The organism is Massilia sp. YIM B02443, assembly GCF_030411955.1.
Taxonomy (GTDB): domain Bacteria; phylum Pseudomonadota; class Gammaproteobacteria; order Burkholderiales; family Burkholderiaceae_D; genus Telluria.
The window spans coordinates 107799-126867 of the sequence record NZ_JASNRA010000008.1; the positions used below are offsets into that span (position 1 = coordinate 107799).

Annotated in this window: 17 protein-coding genes and 1 riboswitch; of the genes, 7 read left to right on the plus strand and 10 right to left on the minus strand. The window is 66.0% G+C overall.

Annotated elements, in window-relative coordinates:
- Positions 1-24: 24 nt before the first annotated feature.
- Both QPK27_RS10690 and QPK27_RS10695 read right to left on the minus strand, forming a co-directional pair.
- Positions 25-987 carry a bifunctional helix-turn-helix transcriptional regulator/GNAT family N-acetyltransferase gene (locus QPK27_RS10690; protein ID WP_290418216.1) on the minus strand — a complete coding sequence of 321 codons (963 nt, stop codon included), beginning with the start codon at positions 985-987 and terminating at the stop codon, positions 25-27.
- 80 nt (positions 988-1067) lie between these two features.
- Positions 1068-1685, minus strand: a complete 618-nt coding sequence (locus QPK27_RS10695) for a TetR/AcrR family transcriptional regulator (RefSeq protein WP_290418217.1) — start codon at positions 1683-1685, stop codon at positions 1068-1070.
- A 142-nt stretch (positions 1686-1827) separates the two neighbouring features.
- Here QPK27_RS10695 and QPK27_RS10700 point away from each other — a divergent pair, with 142 nt between their 5' ends.
- Positions 1828-2859: an MBL fold metallo-hydrolase gene (locus QPK27_RS10700; RefSeq protein ID WP_290418218.1), complete on the plus strand. Its 1032-nt coding sequence runs from the start codon at positions 1828-1830 to the stop codon at positions 2857-2859.
- Positions 2860-3086: 227 nt separating this feature from the next.
- Here the strand turns inward: QPK27_RS10700 and QPK27_RS10705 are convergent, their stop codons facing one another.
- The 8 genes from QPK27_RS10705 to QPK27_RS10740 form a co-directional block, all read right to left on the minus strand.
- Positions 3087-3446: a hypothetical protein gene (locus QPK27_RS10705; protein ID WP_290418219.1), complete on the minus strand. Its 360-nt coding sequence runs from the start codon at positions 3444-3446 to the stop codon at positions 3087-3089.
- 89 nt (positions 3447-3535) lie between these two features.
- Positions 3536-3916 (minus strand): hypothetical protein, encoded by a 381-nt coding sequence (locus QPK27_RS10710; RefSeq protein ID WP_290418220.1) that lies wholly within the window; start codon positions 3914-3916, stop codon positions 3536-3538.
- A gap of 113 nt (positions 3917-4029) precedes the next feature.
- Positions 4030-4470: a response regulator gene (locus QPK27_RS10715; protein WP_290418221.1), complete on the minus strand. Its 441-nt coding sequence runs from the start codon at positions 4468-4470 to the stop codon at positions 4030-4032.
- Entirely contained in the window at positions 4463-4966 is a 504-nt protein-coding gene (locus tag QPK27_RS10720) for a GAF domain-containing protein (protein WP_290418222.1), read from the minus strand. The genes QPK27_RS10715 and QPK27_RS10720 overlap by 8 nt, the downstream gene beginning before the upstream one ends.
- 149 nt (positions 4967-5115) lie before the next feature.
- Positions 5116-7254: a TonB-dependent siderophore receptor gene (locus QPK27_RS10725; protein WP_290418223.1), complete on the minus strand. Its 2139-nt coding sequence runs from the start codon at positions 7252-7254 to the stop codon at positions 5116-5118.
- A gap of 18 nt (positions 7255-7272) precedes the next feature.
- Positions 7273-8868, minus strand: a complete 1596-nt coding sequence (locus tag QPK27_RS10730) for a M23/M56 family metallopeptidase (protein WP_290418224.1) — start codon at positions 8866-8868, stop codon at positions 7273-7275.
- Positions 8865-9251, minus strand: a complete 387-nt coding sequence (locus QPK27_RS10735; RefSeq protein ID WP_290418225.1) for a BlaI/MecI/CopY family transcriptional regulator — start codon at positions 9249-9251, stop codon at positions 8865-8867. The genes QPK27_RS10730 and QPK27_RS10735 overlap by 4 nt, the downstream gene beginning before the upstream one ends.
- 151 nt (positions 9252-9402) lie before the next feature.
- Entirely contained in the window at positions 9403-12201 is a 2799-nt protein-coding gene (locus QPK27_RS10740; protein ID WP_290418226.1) for a valine--tRNA ligase, read from the minus strand.
- A 338-nt stretch (positions 12202-12539) separates the two neighbouring features.
- Between QPK27_RS10740 and QPK27_RS10745 the strand changes: the two genes are divergently transcribed.
- The 6 genes from QPK27_RS10745 (at position 12540) to QPK27_RS10770 (ending at position 19065) form a co-directional block, all read left to right on the plus strand.
- On the plus strand, positions 12540-14717 hold the full coding sequence (locus tag QPK27_RS10745) for a hypothetical protein (RefSeq protein WP_290418227.1): 2178 nt from the start codon (positions 12540-12542) through the stop codon (positions 14715-14717).
- A 130-nt stretch (positions 14718-14847) separates the two neighbouring features.
- Positions 14848-15141, plus strand: a complete 294-nt coding sequence (locus QPK27_RS10750) for a hypothetical protein (protein ID WP_290418228.1) — start codon at positions 14848-14850, stop codon at positions 15139-15141.
- Positions 15142-15198: 57 nt separating this feature from the next.
- A riboswitch (TPP riboswitch) is annotated at positions 15199-15300 on the plus strand.
- Positions 15301-15386: 86 nt separating this feature from the next.
- Positions 15387-17300 (plus strand): phosphomethylpyrimidine synthase ThiC, encoded by a 1914-nt coding sequence (gene thiC, locus QPK27_RS10755; RefSeq protein ID WP_290418229.1) that lies wholly within the window; start codon positions 15387-15389, stop codon positions 17298-17300.
- On the plus strand, positions 17301-17504 hold the full coding sequence (gene thiS / locus QPK27_RS10760; RefSeq protein WP_290418230.1) for a sulfur carrier protein ThiS: 204 nt from the start codon (positions 17301-17303) through the stop codon (positions 17502-17504).
- Between the two features lie 11 nt (positions 17505-17515).
- A complete protein-coding gene (locus tag QPK27_RS10765; RefSeq protein ID WP_290418231.1) occupies positions 17516-18322 on the plus strand; it encodes a thiazole synthase in 807 nt (268 codons plus the stop codon).
- Positions 18319-19065, plus strand: coding sequence for a hydroxymethylpyrimidine/phosphomethylpyrimidine kinase (locus QPK27_RS10770; RefSeq protein WP_290418232.1), 747 nt, complete (start codon positions 18319-18321; stop codon positions 19063-19065). Before QPK27_RS10765 ends, QPK27_RS10770 begins: the two co-directional genes overlap by 4 nt.
- Positions 19066-19069: the final 4 nt, after the last annotated feature.

Below are 19069 nucleotides of genomic sequence, written 5' to 3' on the forward strand. Positions count from 1 at the left end.
CTTGCGCCGGCGGCCGCAGCGACGTCAAGCGCCGGCCGCTGGCGCCACGTAGCGCATCGCCACGTTGCAGCGTTCGTAGCGCGCGCCATAGCGCGCCATGATCTCGGCGTCGTGGCGGAAGCCGGCCTTTTCGTACAGGTGCACGGCGGCGGCGCACTTGGCATTGCTGAGCAGGTAGAGCGGCTCGGCCCCGAGCGCCATGGCGCGCCCGATCATCGCCGCCAGCAGGAACTCTCCCGCCTTCAGGCCGCGCGCGCTCTTGCGCACGCCCATCTTGGTCAGTTCGAAACCACCCGCGCCGGTCTTCTGCAGCGCGCAGGTGCCGACGATGCCGAGCCCCTCGGCCTCGACGAACAGGATCTCGCCGCCGGGCTCGATGATGCTGGCGCGCGGATGCTGCAGCACCTCGCGGTCGGTATCCTCCAGGCTGAACATCTCGTTGATCCACTCGGCGTTGATGTCGTGGAAGTGGCCGGCCAGGTCGTCGCTGAATGCGCGGATGCGCAGCAGCTTGGGCGTGGACTGGGCCGCCAGCACCTCGAGCGGCGTCGCTTCCAGCGCGTCTTCCAGCTGCGCCAGCTGGCGCATGAAGTCATCGGCCTGCCCGCCCAGCAGCGCCAGTACGGCTTGGCCCACCTGCGGCATCACCTGCATCCTGGTGCACGCCAGCGCGGCCTGGCCGGCCTCGGTGAGCGACACCGTGCGCTGGCGCCCGTCCTCGCCTTGCTGGGATTGCGCCAGGCCCAGTTCGATCAGCTGGCCGATGCCGCGCGTCGCCCCCGGCTGGCTGATGCCCACGAACTGGGCCACTTCGCCGATCGTCATCGCGCGCTCGCCGAGCGCGGCGAGTAGGGGGATCTGGGCCGGCTGCAGCGTCAATCCCGCCGACGTTGCGACCTTCGCCGCGCCGGCCTGCAGCCGTTCGCCCAGGCGTTTCAGACGGCTTCCTAAAAACACTGCCCCATGGTCGCGCAGGATGTCGTCCATTTTTGCTATCTCCATAACGTGTTATATAACAGTGTATGTAAACCGTCGGAGGGTTGTCAATGCGCCTGATCCAAGGTGATTCAGTCGGCGTCGACGGCGAAATACGAGAGGAACATGGAGACGGCGGCGTCGATCACCCGCTCCTGCTCGACCTGCGCCAGCGGCGCAGCGCCCATCGCGATCTGGGGCCAGAAGGCGAAGGTCTTGACCTGGCCCTGCAGCAGGGTGGCGGCGAAGGCCGGGTCGCCGGGCCTAAGCCGGCCGTCGTCCTGCGCGGCGCGGATCCAGCGCGTCACGCCTTCTTCCAGTTCGCCAAGACGGGCCAGGATCGGCAGCGTGCGCTCGGGCGCGTGGATCGCCTCGCCGATCGCCACCCGCGCCAGGTCCAGGAAGTCGCGGTCGGCCAGGCTGCGCATCTTCTGGCGCATCAGTTCCTCGAGCTGTTCGCGCAGGCTCAGGTCGCGCCGGTAGCTTAATTCCAGCATGCCGGCGCTGCTCTCGAACATCTGCAGGATGGTTTCGGCGAACAGCGTTTCCTTGCTGGGGAAATGGTTGTAGACGGTGCGCTTGGACACCTCGGCCAGCGCGGCGATGCCATCCACGCTGGCGTTTTCGTAGCCGTGGATACGGAATTGTTCGGCGGCAGCGGCGAGAATCGCGCTGCGCTTGCGGTCGGTGAGGCGGGTAGAAGCGGTCATGACTGAATTTTACACTCAGTAGTTTACTTCCTCAATTTTCGACACTACACTGTGTAGTGTAGTTTTAACGAATTCACCACGCGAATCCATCGAGACCATGCGCTTATTCTTCGCCACCTTCATTCTGAGAGCACTTCTTATCATGGCTGCCTGCACCTCCATCGCCGCGACCGCCAACGGGTCCGCACAAGCATCCCCGCAATACCACGACGGCAAGTTCCGCAACCCTGTGCCGCTGCGCCAGTACAGCTTCGGCGAGATGGCGGGCCTGTGGTGGAAGGCCATGATCGACAAACCGGCCGGCACCGTCCCCAAGGGCAAGGTTCCGGTGCGCGCGCTGAGCCGGGCCGCAGTGCTGGACGCGCCCGACAACACCCTGTACCGTCTCGGCCACTCGACCATGCTGATCAAGCTGGCGGGCGAGTTCTACCTGACCGATCCGGTGTTTTCTGAGCGCGCATCGCCCGTGCAATGGGCCGGCCCGGCGCGCTTCCATGCACCGCCGATCACGATCGACGAGCTGCCGCCGATCAAGGCCGTGATCTTGTCGCACGACCATTACGACCATCTCGACTACGCCGCCATCAAGCAGCTGGCGGCCAAGACCGAGGTGTTCCTGACCCCGCTGGGTGTGGGCGACCGCCTGGTGAAGTGGGGTGTCGACGCCGCCAAGGTGCGCCAGTTCGACTGGTGGCAAGAGACCAAAGTCGGCCAGGTCACCCTGGTGGCGACGCCGGCCCAGCACTTCTCGGGCCGTACGCCGACCGACCGCGACTCGACGCTGTGGGCCTCGTGGGTGATCCTGCACGACGACCTGCGCCTGTTCTTCAGCGGCGACACCGGCTACTTCAAGGGCTTCAAGGAGATCGGCGCCAAGTACGGCCCGTTCGACGTCGCGCTGCTCGAGACCGGCGCCTACGACAAGATGTGGCCCGACGTGCACATGCAGCCGGAACAGACGCTGCAAGCCTTCATGGACCTGAACGCCGGCTGGCTGCTGCCGGTGCACAACGGCACCTTCGACCTTGGCATGCACCGCTGGCAGGATCCGTTCGAGCGTATCGTGGCGTTGGCGCAGCAGGGCAATGTGCGTTTGACCACGCCCGAGATGGGGGAGGCGCTCGACCTCAAGCGCCCGCATGCTGGGCAGGCGTGGTGGCGCAGCGTGGATTGAGTGCGGCTGACGACATCGGCCCACATACTGCGTGCAGATAGGTGGATGAGCAAGCAAAAGAAATACCCTGCGGGCATCATCTCGCCATCAAACAATTTCGAACATCACTCGCCGATCGACTATGTCCTGAATCACCGACTCATGCGAATACGGAAGTTCAATGGCATGGACAGTCCGATCGGTATTTTTTGAATCGGTCAGCTGTGAGGATTTGAATGCCGGCCTTGCTAAATCAACGACACACCGACCACCACAGTCAACACCAAGCCTGTGAACATTCCCAGCAGACTAGCGAGTGTAGTGCGCGTTGACAAACCGACAGCCAGCGCGGTGACAAAAAGTACGGCGATAACAATGATCCCAATGAGAGGCAATAAAATGCCTACATTGGCCCCGAAATCCATGTGTTCCAGAACCATTAAACCGATGGCGGCGATTGCTGGTGCTGCGCAAATCCAACTGTAAAATGCTTTTGTAGAAGAGTGATTCGACATAGTCTCTGATTGTTCCTCGACGGTTAATTTGATGCCGGAATGGACTCGCCACGTGTCTTTCGAGATAACAGATTTGGCGCGCTGTTCTTGCAACGATATTTACCACAGCCTGAAGCGTACGTAAGGCGCTCGGCCATCAGTTATCGCCCGACGAAACCTTGAGAACCTGCCATTTTTTTCAGCTACCCGACATTGATCGGCGCCGTGATCCGGTGACCATGTGAATTGAAGAAGCTCCCGCCTGCAAACGCTTCGGGAGAACATTCAACAAATTCTTTTGCCGTAGCGGTCGTCAGTGAATGCTTTTTCTCCGGTGATACTCTAACGCGCCACCACCGACCAGACTGACGATAATGCGGCCATTCGATCTGATAAGTGAGCCACAGATCACCACAATGCTTGCACGTTAAAACAGAGACATCGGCGCCGTGAGTGTCTTCACCAATTTCCAAAGTTGTGTAGTTCTCGAAGTGAAACGGCGGTTCCGTACAGGAGCATGGCCATAGTGGTGCCGTTTTATCTACCCGTCCAAGGAGATTCAAGAACCATTTGATAACTTCCATGTGGTTATTTTTTTAGGAACTGAACAAGAATGGTCAGGGTGACTTCCGGTCGATTATAGATGTGCGGATGACTTAATAGGGGATGGCGCCGTAAAGAAGAGCAAAGATTCATATCAGGCGCCCGGAAACACCACGCGCTCCGGTGACTTGGCCGCGCCGAACCCGGCAATGGTCTCCAACAGTACCTTGGCCCGAAACGGCTTCAGGATCACCCGGCTGATTTTGCGATCACGTAGCTCGCTCAACAATTCAGGCGTGGCCTGGTCGGCCATGATCGCAATCGGGATGTCCTGCCTGCCGGCGTCGCCGAAGCGCAGCTGGTCGATCAGGCTCAGGTCGTAGCGGCGCGCGCTGCCGCTGCCGCGGCATTCGACGGCGATCACGGCGCCGTGGTAGGTGCGCGAGCGCAGCATGCGCAGCGCGGCTTCGGTGCTGGCCGCCTCGTGCACCTGGGCCAGGTTCATGCTGCGCGCGGTCATCACCACTGTGCGCCGCAGCAGCGCCTCCGGTTCAACCAGCAGAATCTGCGCACCGCTCTTTATTTGCTCAGCCATTGGCGGCCTCGCTTGCGCGCCGCATCTCCATCACGACCAGGTCGCGCAAGGTGCCGAGGATGCCCAGTTCGAGGGCGTCGAGCGTGCGTGGCCGGCGGTCGATCAGGCACAGCGTGCCCAGGCGGATGCCGGGCGCGGTGGTGAGCGGGGCGCCGGCGTAGAAGCGGATGTGGGGAGCGCCGACCACCATCGGGTTGTCGGCGAAGCGCTCGTCGCCCTGCGCATCGGGGATCACCAGGATGTCGTCGCGCAGGATCACGTGCGAGCAGAAAGAGTGCTCGCGGCCGGTCTCGCACAGGTCGGTGCCGACGCTGGCCTTGAACCACTGGCGGTTGGTGTCGAGCAGGCTGACCAGCACGATCGGGACGTCGAATTCGTTGGCCGCGAACTCGACGATCTTGTCGTAGCGTTCTTCGGGCGGCGTATCGAGGATCAGCAATTCGTACAGCGCGGCCAGGCGCTCGGCCTCGTTGTCGGGAATGGGAGCGGCTTGCATCTTCGTGGATCGGACGGTCGTCATTCGGGATGTAGCTAATATAGCAGACCACGATTCCAGCGGCGGCTGTCGGGACTGGGTTCAGCGCAGAGCCGGCAGGATCCGACCGCGCAGGCCCGGGCGCAGCATCGCGCGTTCCGGTAACGGTTTCATAGCGTTTGCTCCCAGGTCAGGCGCCAGGTGGTGGCCGGGCGATACAGCGTGGTGCGCAGCAGTGGGCTGCTGCCGTCGAAGAAACTGCTGTCGCGGGTGTCGCGGCGCAGCAGGTCGCTGGCCGACAGGCGCAGGCGCGATGTGGCGTCGCGCCGCCAGACGGCGTACAGGTCGAGCTGGCGCGTGCTGCCTTCTTCGTTGAACACCCATGCGCCGGCGCGGTAGGCGGCGCGCCCGCGCAGGGTGAAGCTGCCGCCCAGGTCGAGGCGGGCGCGCTCCAGCGTGGTGTCGAGCCCGAGGTTGCCGCTCCAGGCGGGCTGACCGGCGATGCGGTTGCCTGGCCCCGCCAGGCTGTCGATGCGCGACCAGTTGCGCGCCAGGTTGACGCGCGCGCCGAGCTGTCCGCGCCGCGTCTTGCCTTCGAACTCGAGGCCGCGCACGGTGGCGTTGCCCGCGTTGTCCGGACTGGCAGTCCACACACCGTCGTCCAACGCGACGCGGGTCAGCGTGATGTCGCGGATGCGTTTATGAAAGGCGGTGAGGGCGATCATGTCGTCCTTGCCCATGCTGCGCTCCCACGCCAGGTCGATGCCCAGAGCGAGTTCGGGACGCAGGCGCGGATTGCCCAGCTGGTCCGGATTGGTGGGATTGTTGTTATTGTCGACCGCGTAGCGGCGCGGCATCAGCTGCACGATGTTCGGCGCTTTATAGGTGCGGCTGACGGCCAGCCGCAAGCCGTCCTGCGCCGCGCCTTCGGCGGACGGCGCGCGGTACAGGGTCTGGAAGATCGGGCTCCAGGCGCCGGCGTCGACGTCGACCGCCGCCGCCGCATTGCCCTGGCCCGTGGTGCGCAGGTCTTCGCGGCGCAGGCCGGCGTAGGCCGACCATGCCGGCGTGATGTCCCATTCGTCCTGCACGAAGAAGGCGGTACGTGTCACGGTGGCGCGGTAGTCCTCGTCGCTCTCGAGCAGCAAGGTTCCGGCCGGATCGCGGCGCTGCTCGCGGCGGTATTCGTCGCGCCGCTTGCGGCCCGCTTCCCAGCCCGCCGCCAGCGTGTGATTGCCCCACAGCGGCCGGCGCCAGCTGCCGTTGAAGACCCCTTCGCGCTCGCTCGGGCCCGAGGCCACCCGGCGCGTTTCGAGCAGGGTGTCTTGCAGGTCCATGCCGCGGTAGTCGAAATCGGCGTCGCGCGTCACGTGAAAACCCGCCAGCTTGAGCGCTAGGCGTGCACCACCTTCGAGCCGGCGCGTCAACGCCAGTTCGGCATACGCGCGCGCGGCGCGCGCGGCGTAGCGCTGGCCGGCACGGGGAAAGGCGGTGGCGCTGCCGGCCCGGGTGGTCTCGTCCTCGCTCTTGACGTTGTCGATGCGGCGCCGGCGCAGGTAGCCTTGCAGGCTGACGTTGTCGAGCGCATCGCGCTGCCATGCCAGGCGCGGCGCCAGTTCCAGCACGTCTTCCACCTGGCGGTCGGTCCAGTCGGTGCGGCGCAGCAGGGGCGGATTGCTGCCTTCCTCGAACGTGATGGCGCTGATCGGATTGCGGTTGCGCCTGAGCGTGACGTTCGCGCCATACGACAGCGCGCCGCTGCGCGCGCTGTGCTGGGCCAGCAACTGCGGTGCGGCGTCGCCGTCGGTCACGGACAGTCCCGGCTTGATCTCGGTGCCGTTCGCGCCGCCGCCCGTGCGTTTGAGGATCACGTTGATGGTGCCGGCCATGGCCTGGCCGCTGGTCTCGGCGGTGGCGGTGCGGCGGATCTCGATGCGCTCGATCAGGTCGGGACTGAGCGATTCGAGCGAGAAGCCGGCCGGCGCCGGCAAGCCGTTGAGCAGGATCGCAACGTGCTCGCCGCCCATGCCGCGCATGCGGATCGTGGCCGGCTTGCCGGGGCCGGATTCGAGCGTGATGCCGGGCTGGCGCTTGAGCACGTCGGCCAGGCTGGCGTCGCCCTGGCGCGTCAGCTCGTCGCGCCCGACGACGATCGCGCTCGTGGTCGATCCGGTGCGGGTGTCGGCCGAGGCGCTGACCAGCACCTGTTGCGGCGGCGCGGCTTCGGTTTGCGGCAGGGACTGGGCCAGCGCACAGGCGTGCGCCGCCAGCAGCAGCGCGCCGGCGCTGCCGTTTCGGTTGATTCGCATGGTGATTACAGGTCCGGGTTACAGATCGGTAGGAAGGGGATTGCCCTGCGCGCTGCGCTGGGCCAGCGCTTTCGGCGTGGCGTGCCCGAGCAGGTGCGGCAGCACCAGGCGTGGATCGAGGCGGCGGCCGTCCTGCCAGTATTCCAGGTGCAGGTGCGGACCGGTGGCCTTGCCGCTGGCGCCGGCCGTGCCGAGCGCTTCACCGGTGGCCACCAGCTGGCCGGGTACGACGTCGATGCGGTCGAGATGGATCAGCAGCGAACTGCGCCCGCCGCCGTGGCCGACGCGCACGTAATGGCCCCAGGCGTCGTCGAAGCCGGCTTCGAGCACCGCCCCGGCGGCGACCGCATGGACCGGCGTGCCGCGCCGCGCCGCAAAGTCGATGCCGCGATGGCCCTGCGGCCGGCTGGGACTGCGCACGCCGTACAGGCTGGTGACGCGCGGCTGCGGCATCGGGTATTGCCAGGCTTCGTGCACGTGCGCCGGCGCTGGTGCGTTGGCGACGGCATGCGCCGCCGGCGCCTGCGCCACTGGGGCCGAGGAGAAGGCCGGCTGCAATGCCGCGCCGATCAGGACGATGCCCGCCGCGCCGGCGCCGGCCAGTGCGCGAGCGCGCCCGGACAGGCGCTGCGGGCCCGCCATGCGCATGCGCTGGACGCGCTCCGTCATGCCGCTGCCGGCGGCGCCGAAGGCCGCGCCCCAACTGGCGCCGGCCGGGCCTTGCCACGAAGCCTGCACCCGCAGCTGCGCCACCAGGGCCGCCGCATAGCTGCGGCGTTCGACGGACGCACGCCCGGCCAGCACCGCATCGTCGCATCCGAGTTCCACCGCTTCGCGCAGGGCTTCATCCAGGCGGCGCAGGGGACGGTTGAACCAGAACGCCAGCGCCAGGGCGCTTGAAATCGCCAGCCACAGCGGATCGGTGCGGCGCCAGTGGGTCAGTTCGTGTTCGACGATCAGCTGCTGCTGCGCGACGTTCATCGCGGACAGGTGCGTCGGCAGCAGCAGGCAAGGGCGGCGCACGCCATGCAGCAGCGGCGAGACCTGCAGCGTGGTGGTGCGCACCGCCAGGCCCGCGGCCGCGATCCGTGCCCGCTGCGACGGCGTCATCGCGCTGCAGGCCTGCAGCTCGGCGTCGTTCATCAGGCGGCTATGCGCCTGCATCAGCGCCTGCCAGCGGCGCGCGCCATGCCAGCGGCGTGCCGATTGCAGCGCCAGGGCGGCCAGGTAGACGGTCAGCCAGGCGGCTGGCAGCCAGTGCAGCAGCGTGGCGTTGAATTCCGGCTGCGGCACTGCGCCGGATGCCAGCGGCGCCGCTGCGTCGGCGTCGGCGAAGGACGCCGGCATCGCGGCCGGCGCCGCCATTGGCCCGGCATCCGGCACGGCCACGTCGAGGGTCGGCGCCAGCGCACTGCGCGGCACGGGAACCAGCGCCAGCAGGAACACCAGCACCACGGCGGCCTGGGCCAGCAACCAGATGCTGCGATGGGCGCGCAGCGCAGGCCAGCGCAGGCAGGCAGCGCGCAGCACGATGGCCAGCGACCCAGCGAGCACCAGGCTGCCGGCGCAGGCCGCGCCGAAGCGCGCCAGCATCAGCCACAGGTCGGCGCTCATGCCTCGTCCCCCGGCCAGTCCTGCAGCAGATTGTCGAGGCGTTCGAGCTCCTGCTGGTCGACCAGTTTGCTGCCGGTGAACATCGCCACCGACAAGGGCGCTTCCATCTCCATCACGCGCACGCTGAAGTCGCGCGCGAACGCGGCCAGCGTGCCGACCTTTTCCAGCAGCGGACGGTACACCTGAATGCCGTCCTGGGACGCTTGCGCCACCATGCCCTTGTCAAGCATGCGTTCCAGCGTCTTGCGGGTCGACGAAAACGACCAGCCCAGTTCATCTTCGACGCGCGCATGCAGTTCGCGCGCAGTCAAAGGCGCCTGGCGCCACATCGCCTTCAAGAGGCTCAGTTCGGTGGGAGAAGGAATCGTGGACGTCGCTTGCATGGTGCCTCCTTGATGTTGCAAACGATTATGCGACACTTGTCACATGCACCGCAAGGGGTTTATGCGACATATGTCGCATGCATGGGAGGCGCCCGGCAGACCAAAAAAAACGCGGCCACCCGGGCCGCGTTCCGTTCAAGCTCGAAGAAGCTTACGCCGCTGCCAGCTTGGCCAGCTGTTCCTGCATCTTCTCCAGCGTCGCCGAGAAGTTCGCCACGCGTTCCTTCTCCTGCGCCACCACGGCCGCCGGCGCGCGGGCGACGAAGCTCTCGTTCGACAGCTTGCCGTTGGCCTTGGCGATCTCGCCCTGCAGGCGCGCGATCTCCTTCGACAGGCGCTCGCGTTCGGCAGCGACGTCGATCTCGACCTTCAGCATCAGCTTGGTGGTGCCGACGATCGACACCGCGGCCGGCGATTCCGGCAGCGCATCGACGATCTGCACCTCGGCCAGTTTGCCCAGCAGCTGGATGTACGGCGCGAACACCGCCATGTTGGCGCGGTCCGCCTCGTTGCCCGGCTCGACGATCAGCGGCACGCGCACCGACGGCGACAGCGACATCTCGCCGCGCAGGTTGCGGGTGGCGTCGGTCAGCGCCTTGAACTGCTCCATCCAGGCTTCGGCCTCGACGTCGATCAGCGACTCGTCGGCGATTGGGTACGGCTGCAGCATGATGGTGTCGCCCGTCTTGCCGGCCAGCGGCGCGATGCTCTGCCACAGCGCTTCGGTCACGAACGGGATGATCGGATGCGCCAGGCGCAGGATCACTTCCAGCACGCGCAGCAGGGTGTGGCGGGTGGCGCGCTGCTGCGCCTCCGAACCTTGCTGCACGCTGACCTTGGCCACTTCCAGGTACCAGTCGCAGTACTCGTCCCAGACGAACTTGTAGATGCTCGATGCGATGTTGTCGAAGCGGTAGTCGGCGAAGCCCTTGGCGATGTCCTGCTCGACACGGTTCATCAGCGAGATGATCCAGCGGTCGGCCGGGGACAGATCTTCAGGCTGCGGCTGGCCGCAATCCTTGCCCTCGGTATTCATCATCACGAAGCGGGTCGCGTTCCACAGCTTGTTGCAGAAGTTGCGGTAGCCTTCGGCGCGGCCCAGGTCGAAGTTGATGTTGCGGCCCAGCGAAGCGTAGCTGGCCATCGTGAAGCGCACCGCGTCGGCGCCGAACGCCGGAATCCCATCCGGGAATTCCTTGCGCGTCGCTTTGGCGATCTTCTCCGCCGCGCGCGGGTCCATCAGGCCGGTGGTGCGCTTGGCAACCAGCTGCTCCAGGTCGATGCCGTCGATCAGGTCGATCGGGTCGAGCGTATTGCCCTTCGACTTCGACATCTTCTGGCCCTGCGAGTCGCGCACCAGGCCGTGCACGTACACGGTCTCGAACGGCACCTTGCCGGTGAAGTGGCTGGTCATCATGACCATGCGCGCCACCCAGAAGAAAATGATGTCGAAGCCGGTCACCAGCACCGACGATGGCAGGAACATCTTCATGTCCGGCGTTTCTTCCGGCCAGCCCATGGTCGAGAACGGGACCAGCGCCGACGAGAACCAGGTGTCCAGCACGTCGTTGTCGCGGGTCAATTCACCGGTGATGCCTTGCTCGGCCGCCTTGGCTTTGGCTTCTTCTTCGCTGCGCGCGACCACGATGCGGCCGTCCTCGGCGAACCAGGCCGGGATCTGGTGGCCCCACCACAGCTGGCGCGAGATGCACCAGTCCTGGATGTTGCCCAGCCACTGGTTATAGGTCGTGCTCCAGTTCTCGGGCACGAACTTGATCGAACCGTCGGCGACTTTTTCCAGCGCCACTTCGGTGATCGACTTGCCCGGATTGAAGGTGCCTTCCGGGGCCGGCTTGGTCATGGCGACGAACCACTGGTCGGTCAGCATCGGCTCGATGACGACGCCGGTACGGTCGCCGCGCGGCACCATCAGCTTGTGCGGCTTGACCTGCTCGAGGAAGCCTTGCGCCTCCAGGTCGGCCACGATCTGCTTGCGCGCGGCGAAGCGGTCCAGGCCCTGGTACTGGGCGGGCGCATTCTCGTTGATCTTCGCGTCGAGCGTGAAGATGTTGATCGGCTCGAGGCCGGCGCGCTGGCCGACCGCGTAGTCGTTGAAGTCGTGCGCAGGGGTGATCTTGACGCAGCCGGTGCCGAATTCCTTGTCGACGTAGCTGTCGGCGATGATCGGCACTTCGCGGCCGGTCAGCGGCAGGGTCAGAGTCTTGCCGTGCAGGTGGGTGTAACGCTCGTCGGTCGGATCGACCGCCACGGCGACGTCGCCCAGCATCGTTTCAGGACGGGTGGTGGCCACCGTCAGGCGTCCGCTACCGTCGGTGAGCGGGTACTGGATGTACCACATCGAACCGTCTTCTTCCTGCGAATCGACTTCCAGGTCCGACACCGCGGTGCCCAGTTTCGGATCCCAGTTGACCAGGCGCTTGCCGCGGTAGATCAGGCCCTGCTCGTACAGGCGCACGAAGACCTCGACCACGGTCTTCGAGCGCGGCTCGTCCATGGTGAAGTATTCGCGCTTCCAGTCGGGCGAGGCGCCCAGGCGGCGCATCTGGCCGGTGATGGTGTTGCCCGACTGTTCCTTCCATTCCCAGACTTTTTCCAGGAACTTCTCGCGGCCGAGGTCGTGGCGCGAGATCTTCTGGGCGTCGAGCTGGCGCTCGACCACGATCTGGGTCGCGATGCCGGCGTGGTCGGTGCCCGGCACCCAGGCGGTGTTGTGGCCGCGCATGCGGTAATAGCGGGTCAGGCCATCCATGACGGTCTGGTTGAACGCGTGGCCCATGTGCAGGGTGCCGGTCACGTTCGGCGGCGGCAGCTGGATGCTGAACGATGGCTTGCCCTCGTCCATGGTGGCGCTGTAGTAACCGCGCTTTTCCCACTCGGCGCGCCAGAATTGTTCAATGTCGGCTGGCTCGAAAGACTTGGCTAATTCCATGATGTGGTGGCGTGTGAATTTTTGCGAAAAAAAACATTATAGGTCACCTTGCAGCGCCAGCCTATCTCGCCGGCACGGATGCAACGCGCTTGCGCAGCATGTCGGTGCAATCCTGTGGGATTCCTTTGATTTGCCTCTAAACGCCCCGTTTAGCGGGCCAAATCGCGACAGCCTCGACGAATCGCACTCTTCGCTCCCGCTGTCAAACCCGGACAAGGGTTTTTAGAGGAGGGGATCGTTCTGTCCATAAACAAGAGCGCGCAGCCGTGCAGGAAGGCGGGCATCGCCTTATCTCCGGTGGCGGCGCAAGCGATGAATGCTGTTACAAGGAGAACACCATGGCACCATTGGATCCTACCGGGCTCGAGTCCGTCGTCGATGAGATTCAGGACGACGCCAGTCCGCAGCAAACTGGTACGCAGATGAGCTACGAGGAAATCTCGAACCTGACGAACGGCGAACTGGGGCTGGGCGAGCACGACGAAGAAGCGCCCGGCGTCGCGGCCGAAGGCACGCCGTATCTACCGCCGCAACCGCTACCGATTCCGACCCCGAAACCGCCGATCCCGATCCCGCCGATCCCGATCCCGGTCATCAAGAAGGCGGTCAGCGGCTGCTACAAGGGCGCGCTGGGCAGCTTCCAGGTCGAGCTGCGGGTCGACGTCGACCGCGGCCGCACCATGAAGCGCGTCAGCGGCGACTTTTACCAGACGGTCGGCAAGACCACCACCTATTTCGGCTCCTTCACCGTGGACAGCCCGGCGATCACGGTCACCGCGACCCGCATCGTGGCGCGCGGCCTGGGCCGCTTCACGTTCTCGGCCGGCGCGCCGGTGGTGCAGGTCACCATCCCGCGCGTGAGCCTGTTCCTGCCGCAGGCGCCGGCCAGCCTGCAGTTCTATACCGTCACCAATGCGCCGGGCGCCAACTACCATTGCCCGTTCACGACCTCGCGCTACCGCACGGTGCGCATCGAAACCGACCGCGTGTCGGACGTCACCACGCCCGTGTTCAGCAGCTATAACACCGGTTCGCTGCCGTCGGGCGGCGCGGCGCGCTCGATCAGCGTGGTGAGCGCCTTCGGCGAAGCCGGCATCGGCATGTCCACCGTCCCGGGCGGCGTTGTCGACATCAGCGGTGCAGGCGCCGGCGCCAGCTGGAGCAACGCCGAGCTGCATGCTTCGATGCAGACCCAGTTCTCGCTATGGGCCGACGTGGCCCAGTGGTGCGTGTGGGAGCTGGTGGCGCAGAACCACGACCTGGGCAGCGGGCTATACGGCATCATGTTCGACCAGCAGGGCAAGCAGCGCCAGGGCTGCGCCGTGTTCCATGCAGGGATCGGCGGCACCTCGGCCGAGCAGCTGCGGCTGCAGCTGTACACCTACGTGCACGAACTGGGGCACTGCTTCAACCTGATGCACTCGTGGCAGAAATCGTATGCCTCGCCGCCCAAGGCCAACCGCCCCAGCGCGCTGTCGTGGATGAACTACCCGTGGTACTACCCGAGCGGCGGCGCATCGGGCTTCTGGAACAGTTTCGACTTCCGCTTCGACGACGAAGAGCTGATCCACCTGCGCCACGGCTTCCGCAACGACGTCATCATGGGCGGCAACAACTTCACGGCCGGCGCTTCGCTCGGCAGGGAAGTGATGGCCGACGCGATCGAGGACGAATCGGGCCTGCGCTTCGAGATCTCGACCCACCAGAAGAGCTTTGCGCTGGGCGAGCCGGTGGTGCTCCAACTCAAGCTGCAGGCCAACGACATGCGCGGCCGCCGCGCCCACAGCTGGCTGCATCCGAATTGCGGGCTGGTGAAGGTCATCGTGCAAAAGCCGAGCGGCGAGGTGAAGGCCTACGAGCCGATGATCGACCACCTGGTGGGCGAACGCGCCACGGTGTTGAAGGCGAACGACGCGATCCGCGACAGCGCCTACATCGGCTACGGCAAGGACGGCTTCTATTTCGACCAGCCGGGCCAGTACCGGGTGCGCGCGGTGTATGCGGCGCTGGACGGCTCGCAGGTGCTGTCCGACCTGATCACGATCCGGGTGCGCTATCCGGTCAGTGCCGAAGAAGACCGGATGGCCGAACTGTTCCTGGGCGACGACCAGGGCGCGCTGCTGTACCTGCAGGGTTCGGACAGCGAAGCGCTGCGCGCCGGTAACGAAGCGTTCGAGGAAGTGCTGGACCGCTTCGGCGCCCATCCGATGGCGACCTATGTGCGCATGATCAAGGGCGTCAACCTGGGCCGCACCTTCAAGACCGTGGGCGCGGGCGGGCAGGCTGCGGCCAGCGAAGGCAAGCCGCTCGGCGTGCGCGAAGCCAGGCCGCAGGAAAGCATCGCGCTGCTGTCGAACGTGACCGCATCAGCGGTGCTCGATCCGGTGACCCAGGACCAGGCGCTGATGATGCTGTCGAGCGTGCAGAAGGCGATCGGCGACGACAAGGGCGCGAACGCGACCCTGAGCCAGCTGTCGGTGTCGTCCGCGGCGGCGTCGACCGCCCGCAAGCCATGATGCGATCATGGCGTGCAAGATGTGGAAAGTGATGGCCATGCTGGCGCCGCTGCTGTCATCGACAGCGGCGGCGCCGGCATCGGCCTGGTCCGGGGTTCCTGTCGTAACAAGCGAGAAGGCGAGGGCGGTCATGACGTTACGCGTAAGGCTGGGCGAAGGCTTCCAGAACAACACCGTGAGCGTGCGGGTCGATGGCAAGGAGGTGTTCAGCAAATCGGGGGTGAGCACCGACTGGACCATCTCGCGCGCCGACGCGGTCGATGTGAAAACCGGGGCCGCCAGCGTGCAGCTCGACGTGGCGGTCGAAGGAGGACCGCGGGTGGCGCGCTCGATCGACCCGGCACGGACGCCGTTCGTCGAAGTGCGGCTGGTGAACGATGAGCTGCAGTTGCTGCCGATGGGAGAGGAGCCCCCGATGCTGTAAATTTTTTTGCAATCTGTTCGATCAACAGGGCTATAATTCCCGTGCTGCCTTCTTGGCAGCAAACGCTAGGGGTCCTGCGTGCCGATGGTACGCGGGTGAGAAATACCCTCCGAACCTGATCTGGATAATGCCAGCGAAGGGAAGCAGCCGATCTTGACGACCGGTGGCCGTGCGCGCTTGCGCCCGTGCCGTCCGCGTCCCACCTTGGCACCTCCTTTGCTGGCTCCGCAAGCAAAGGGAGCCACATGAACGCACCTCTGAAGTTTGATTCGGCCACCGCCATGGTGGACGACGCGGCCATCAAGCCGCTACCCAATTCCCGCAAGGTCTATATCGAAGGCAGCCGGCCCGACATCCGCGTGCCGATGCGCGAGATCAGCCAGTCGCCCACGCCCGACAGCTTCGGCGGCGAAGCCAATCCGCCGCTGTACGTGTACGACACCTCCGGCCCCTACACCGATCCGGCGGCCGCGATCGACATCCGCAGCGGCCTGGGTTCGCCGCGCGCGCCGTGGATCGCGGGCCGCGGCGACACCGAGCAGCTGGACGGTCCAAGCTCCCTCTACGGCCAGGCGCGCCTGAACGATCCGGCCCTGGCGGCCCTGCGCTTCAACCTGCAGCGCGCCCCGCGCCGTGCCCGCGGCGGCGCCAACGTCACGCAAATGCACTACGCGCGCCAGGGCATTGTGACGCCCGAGATGGAATTCATCGCCCTGCGCGAGAACATGCGGCGCAAGGAATACATCGCTTCGCTCCACGCTTCCGGGCCGATGGGCCAGCGCGTCGCCGACCTCCTCGGCCGCCAGCACCCGGGCCAGTCGTTCGGCGCCAGCATCCCGCCCGAGATCACGCCCGAATTCGTGCGTTCCGAAGTGGCGCGCGGGCGCGCCGTGATCCCGGCCAACATCAACCACCCCGAGCTGGAGCCGATGATCATCGGCCGCAACTTCCTGGTGAAGGTCAACGCCAACATCGGCAATTCGGCCGTCACCTCGTCGATCGGCGAGGAAGTGGAAAAGATGACCTGGGCCATCCGCTGGGGCGCCGACACGGTGATGGACCTCTCCACCGGCAAGCATATCCACGAGACGCGCGAATGGATCATCCGTAACAGCCCGGTCCCGATCGGCACCGTGCCGATCTACCAGGCGCTGGAGAAGGTCAACGGCAAGGCCGAAGACCTGAGCTGGGAGATCTTCCGCGACACCCTGATCGAACAGGCCGAGCAGGGCGTCGACTACTTCACCATCCACGCCGGCGTACTTTTACGTTATGTGCCAATGACCGCCAAGCGCCTGACCGGCATCGTCTCGCGCGGCGGCTCGATCATGGCCAAGTGGTGCCTGGCGCACCACCGCGAATCGTTCCTGTACACGCACTTCGAGGATATCTGCGCCATCATGAAGGCCTACGACGTCTCGTTCAGCCTGGGCGACGGCCTGCGTCCCGGCTCGATCTATGACGCCAACGACGAAGCCCAGCTGGCCGAACTCAAGACCCTGGGCGAGCTGACCCAGGTCGCATGGAAGCACGACGTGCAGACCATCATCGAGGGTCCGGGCCACGTGCCGCTGCACCTGATCAAGGAGAACATGGACCTGCAGCTGGCGCAGTGCCACGAGGCGCCGTTCTATACGCTGGGCCCCCTGACCACCGACATCGCGCCCGGCTACGACCACATCACCTCGGGCATCGGCGCCGCCAACATCGGCTGGTACGGCACCGCCATGCTGTGCTACGTGACGCCCAAGGAGCACCTTGGCCTGCCCGACAAGAACGACGTCAAGGACGGCATCATCACCTATAAGATCGCGGCCCACGCCGCCGACCTGGCCAAGGGCCATCCGGGCGCCCAGCTGCGCGACAACGCCTTGTCGAAGGCGCGCTTCGAGTTCCGCTGGGAAGACCAGTTCAACCTGGGCCTGGACCCGGACAAGGCGCGCGAATTCCACGACGAGACCCTGCCGAAGGATTCGGCCAAGGTAGCCCACTTCTGCTCGATGTGCGGCCCGCATTTCTGCTCGATGAAGATCACCCAGGAGGTGCGCGAGTACGCCGCCGCCAACGGCGTGCAGGATGGCGCCGCGCTCGACCGCGGCATGCAGGAAAAGGCGATCGAGTTCGTACGCAACGGCGCCCAACTGTACCGCGAGGTCTGAATGACGCGGATCGAAGTCAACGGCGCGCCATGCAGCGTGCCGCCCGGGCAGACCTTGCTTGGCCTGCTCGAGCAGCTGGGCCTGAGCGGGCAGGGCATGGCGCTGGCGGTGAACCGCGAAGTGGTGCCGCGCCAGCAGTGGCTGGAACGCCATCTGCAGCAGGACGACAAAGTGGATATCGTGCGCGCCATCGGTGGCGGCTGAGAGGAGACAAGATGAATGCAATGACTGAACTGAAGAACGACGCGCCCTTGAACATCGCGGGCCGCACCTACAACTCGCGCCTGCTGGTCGGCAGCGGCAAGTACCGCGACCTGGCGCAGACCCGCGCGGCGACGCTGGCCGCCGGCGCCGAGATCATCACGGTGGCGATCCGGCGCGTGAATATCGGCCAGGACCCGAACGCGCCCAGCCTGCTGGACGTGCTGCCGCCGTCCGAATTCACGATCCTGCCGAATACCGCCGGCTGCTACACGGCCAGGGACGCGGTGTACACGCTGCAGATGGCGCGCGAGCTGCTCGGTGGCCACAAGCTGGTCAAGCTGGAGGTGCTGGGCGACCAGAAGACGCTGTTCCCGCACATGCCCGAAACCCTGGCGGCGGCGGAAACGCTGGTGCGCGACGGCTTCGACGTGATGGTCTACTGCAGCGACGACCCGATCCAGGCGCGCATCCTGCAGGAGATCGGCTGCGTGGCGGTGATGCCGCTGGCGTCGCTGATCGGCTCCGGCATGGGCATCGTCAATCCGTGGAACCTGTCCCTGATCGTCGAGCAGGCCACGGTGCCGGTGCTGGTCGACGCCGGCGTCGGCACCGCGTCGGATGCGGCGATCGCGATGGAGCTCGGCTGCGACGGCGTGCTGATGAACACCGCGATCGCCGGCGCGCAAGACCCGGTGCGCATGGCGCGCGCCATGAAGCACGCGGTGCTGGCCGGGCGCGACGCCTACCTGGCCGGACGCATGCCGAAGCGCTTCGCCGCCTCGCCCTCGTCGCCGGTCGCTGGAAAGATCACCCCATGACGCCGCCCGCAGTGCTCGTTTTTGCCGGCCTGGACCCGGGCGGCGGCGCCGGCCTGGCCGCCGACATCCTGGCCATCGCCGCGCAGGGCGCGCATGCGTTGCCGGTAGCCACCGCGCTTACCGCCCAGGACAACAACCGCGTGTTCGGTAGCATGCCGGTGGCCGGACACCTGATCGTCGAACAGGCCAAGCCGCTAGTGGACGCGTTCGAGATCGCTGCGGTCAAGATCGGCATTCCCGGCAACGGCGACAACGCCGCCACCATCGCCGGGATCGTGCGCTCCTTGCGCGCGCGCCGACCGGATTTGCCGGTGGTGCTCGACCCGGTGCTGTTCAGCGGCCATGGCTACGCGCTTGGGCAGGGCGACGCCATCGCCGCCGTGCGCGCGCTGCTGCCGCTGGCGACGATCGCGCTGCCCAATCTGCACGAGGCGGCGCAGCTGGGCCGGATGGACTGCGAGAACGTCATGATCACCGGCGGGGACGTTGACGGCGAGGTCGTGCACAACACCTGGCTGCGCAGCGGCGAAACGGTGCGCAGCTGGCGCTGGCCCAAGCTGCAGTCCACTTACCACGGCAGCGGCTGCACGCTGGCGGCCGCCGTGGTGGCGCGCCTGGCGCTGGGCCAGGAACTGGAACAGGCGCTCGACGGCGCCCAGGCCTATACCTACCGCGCGCTGGTCGAGTCGTACGCGCTGGCGCCGGGGCAGCGCATCCCGCTCCGCATTATGCAATCGCCATGAAAGG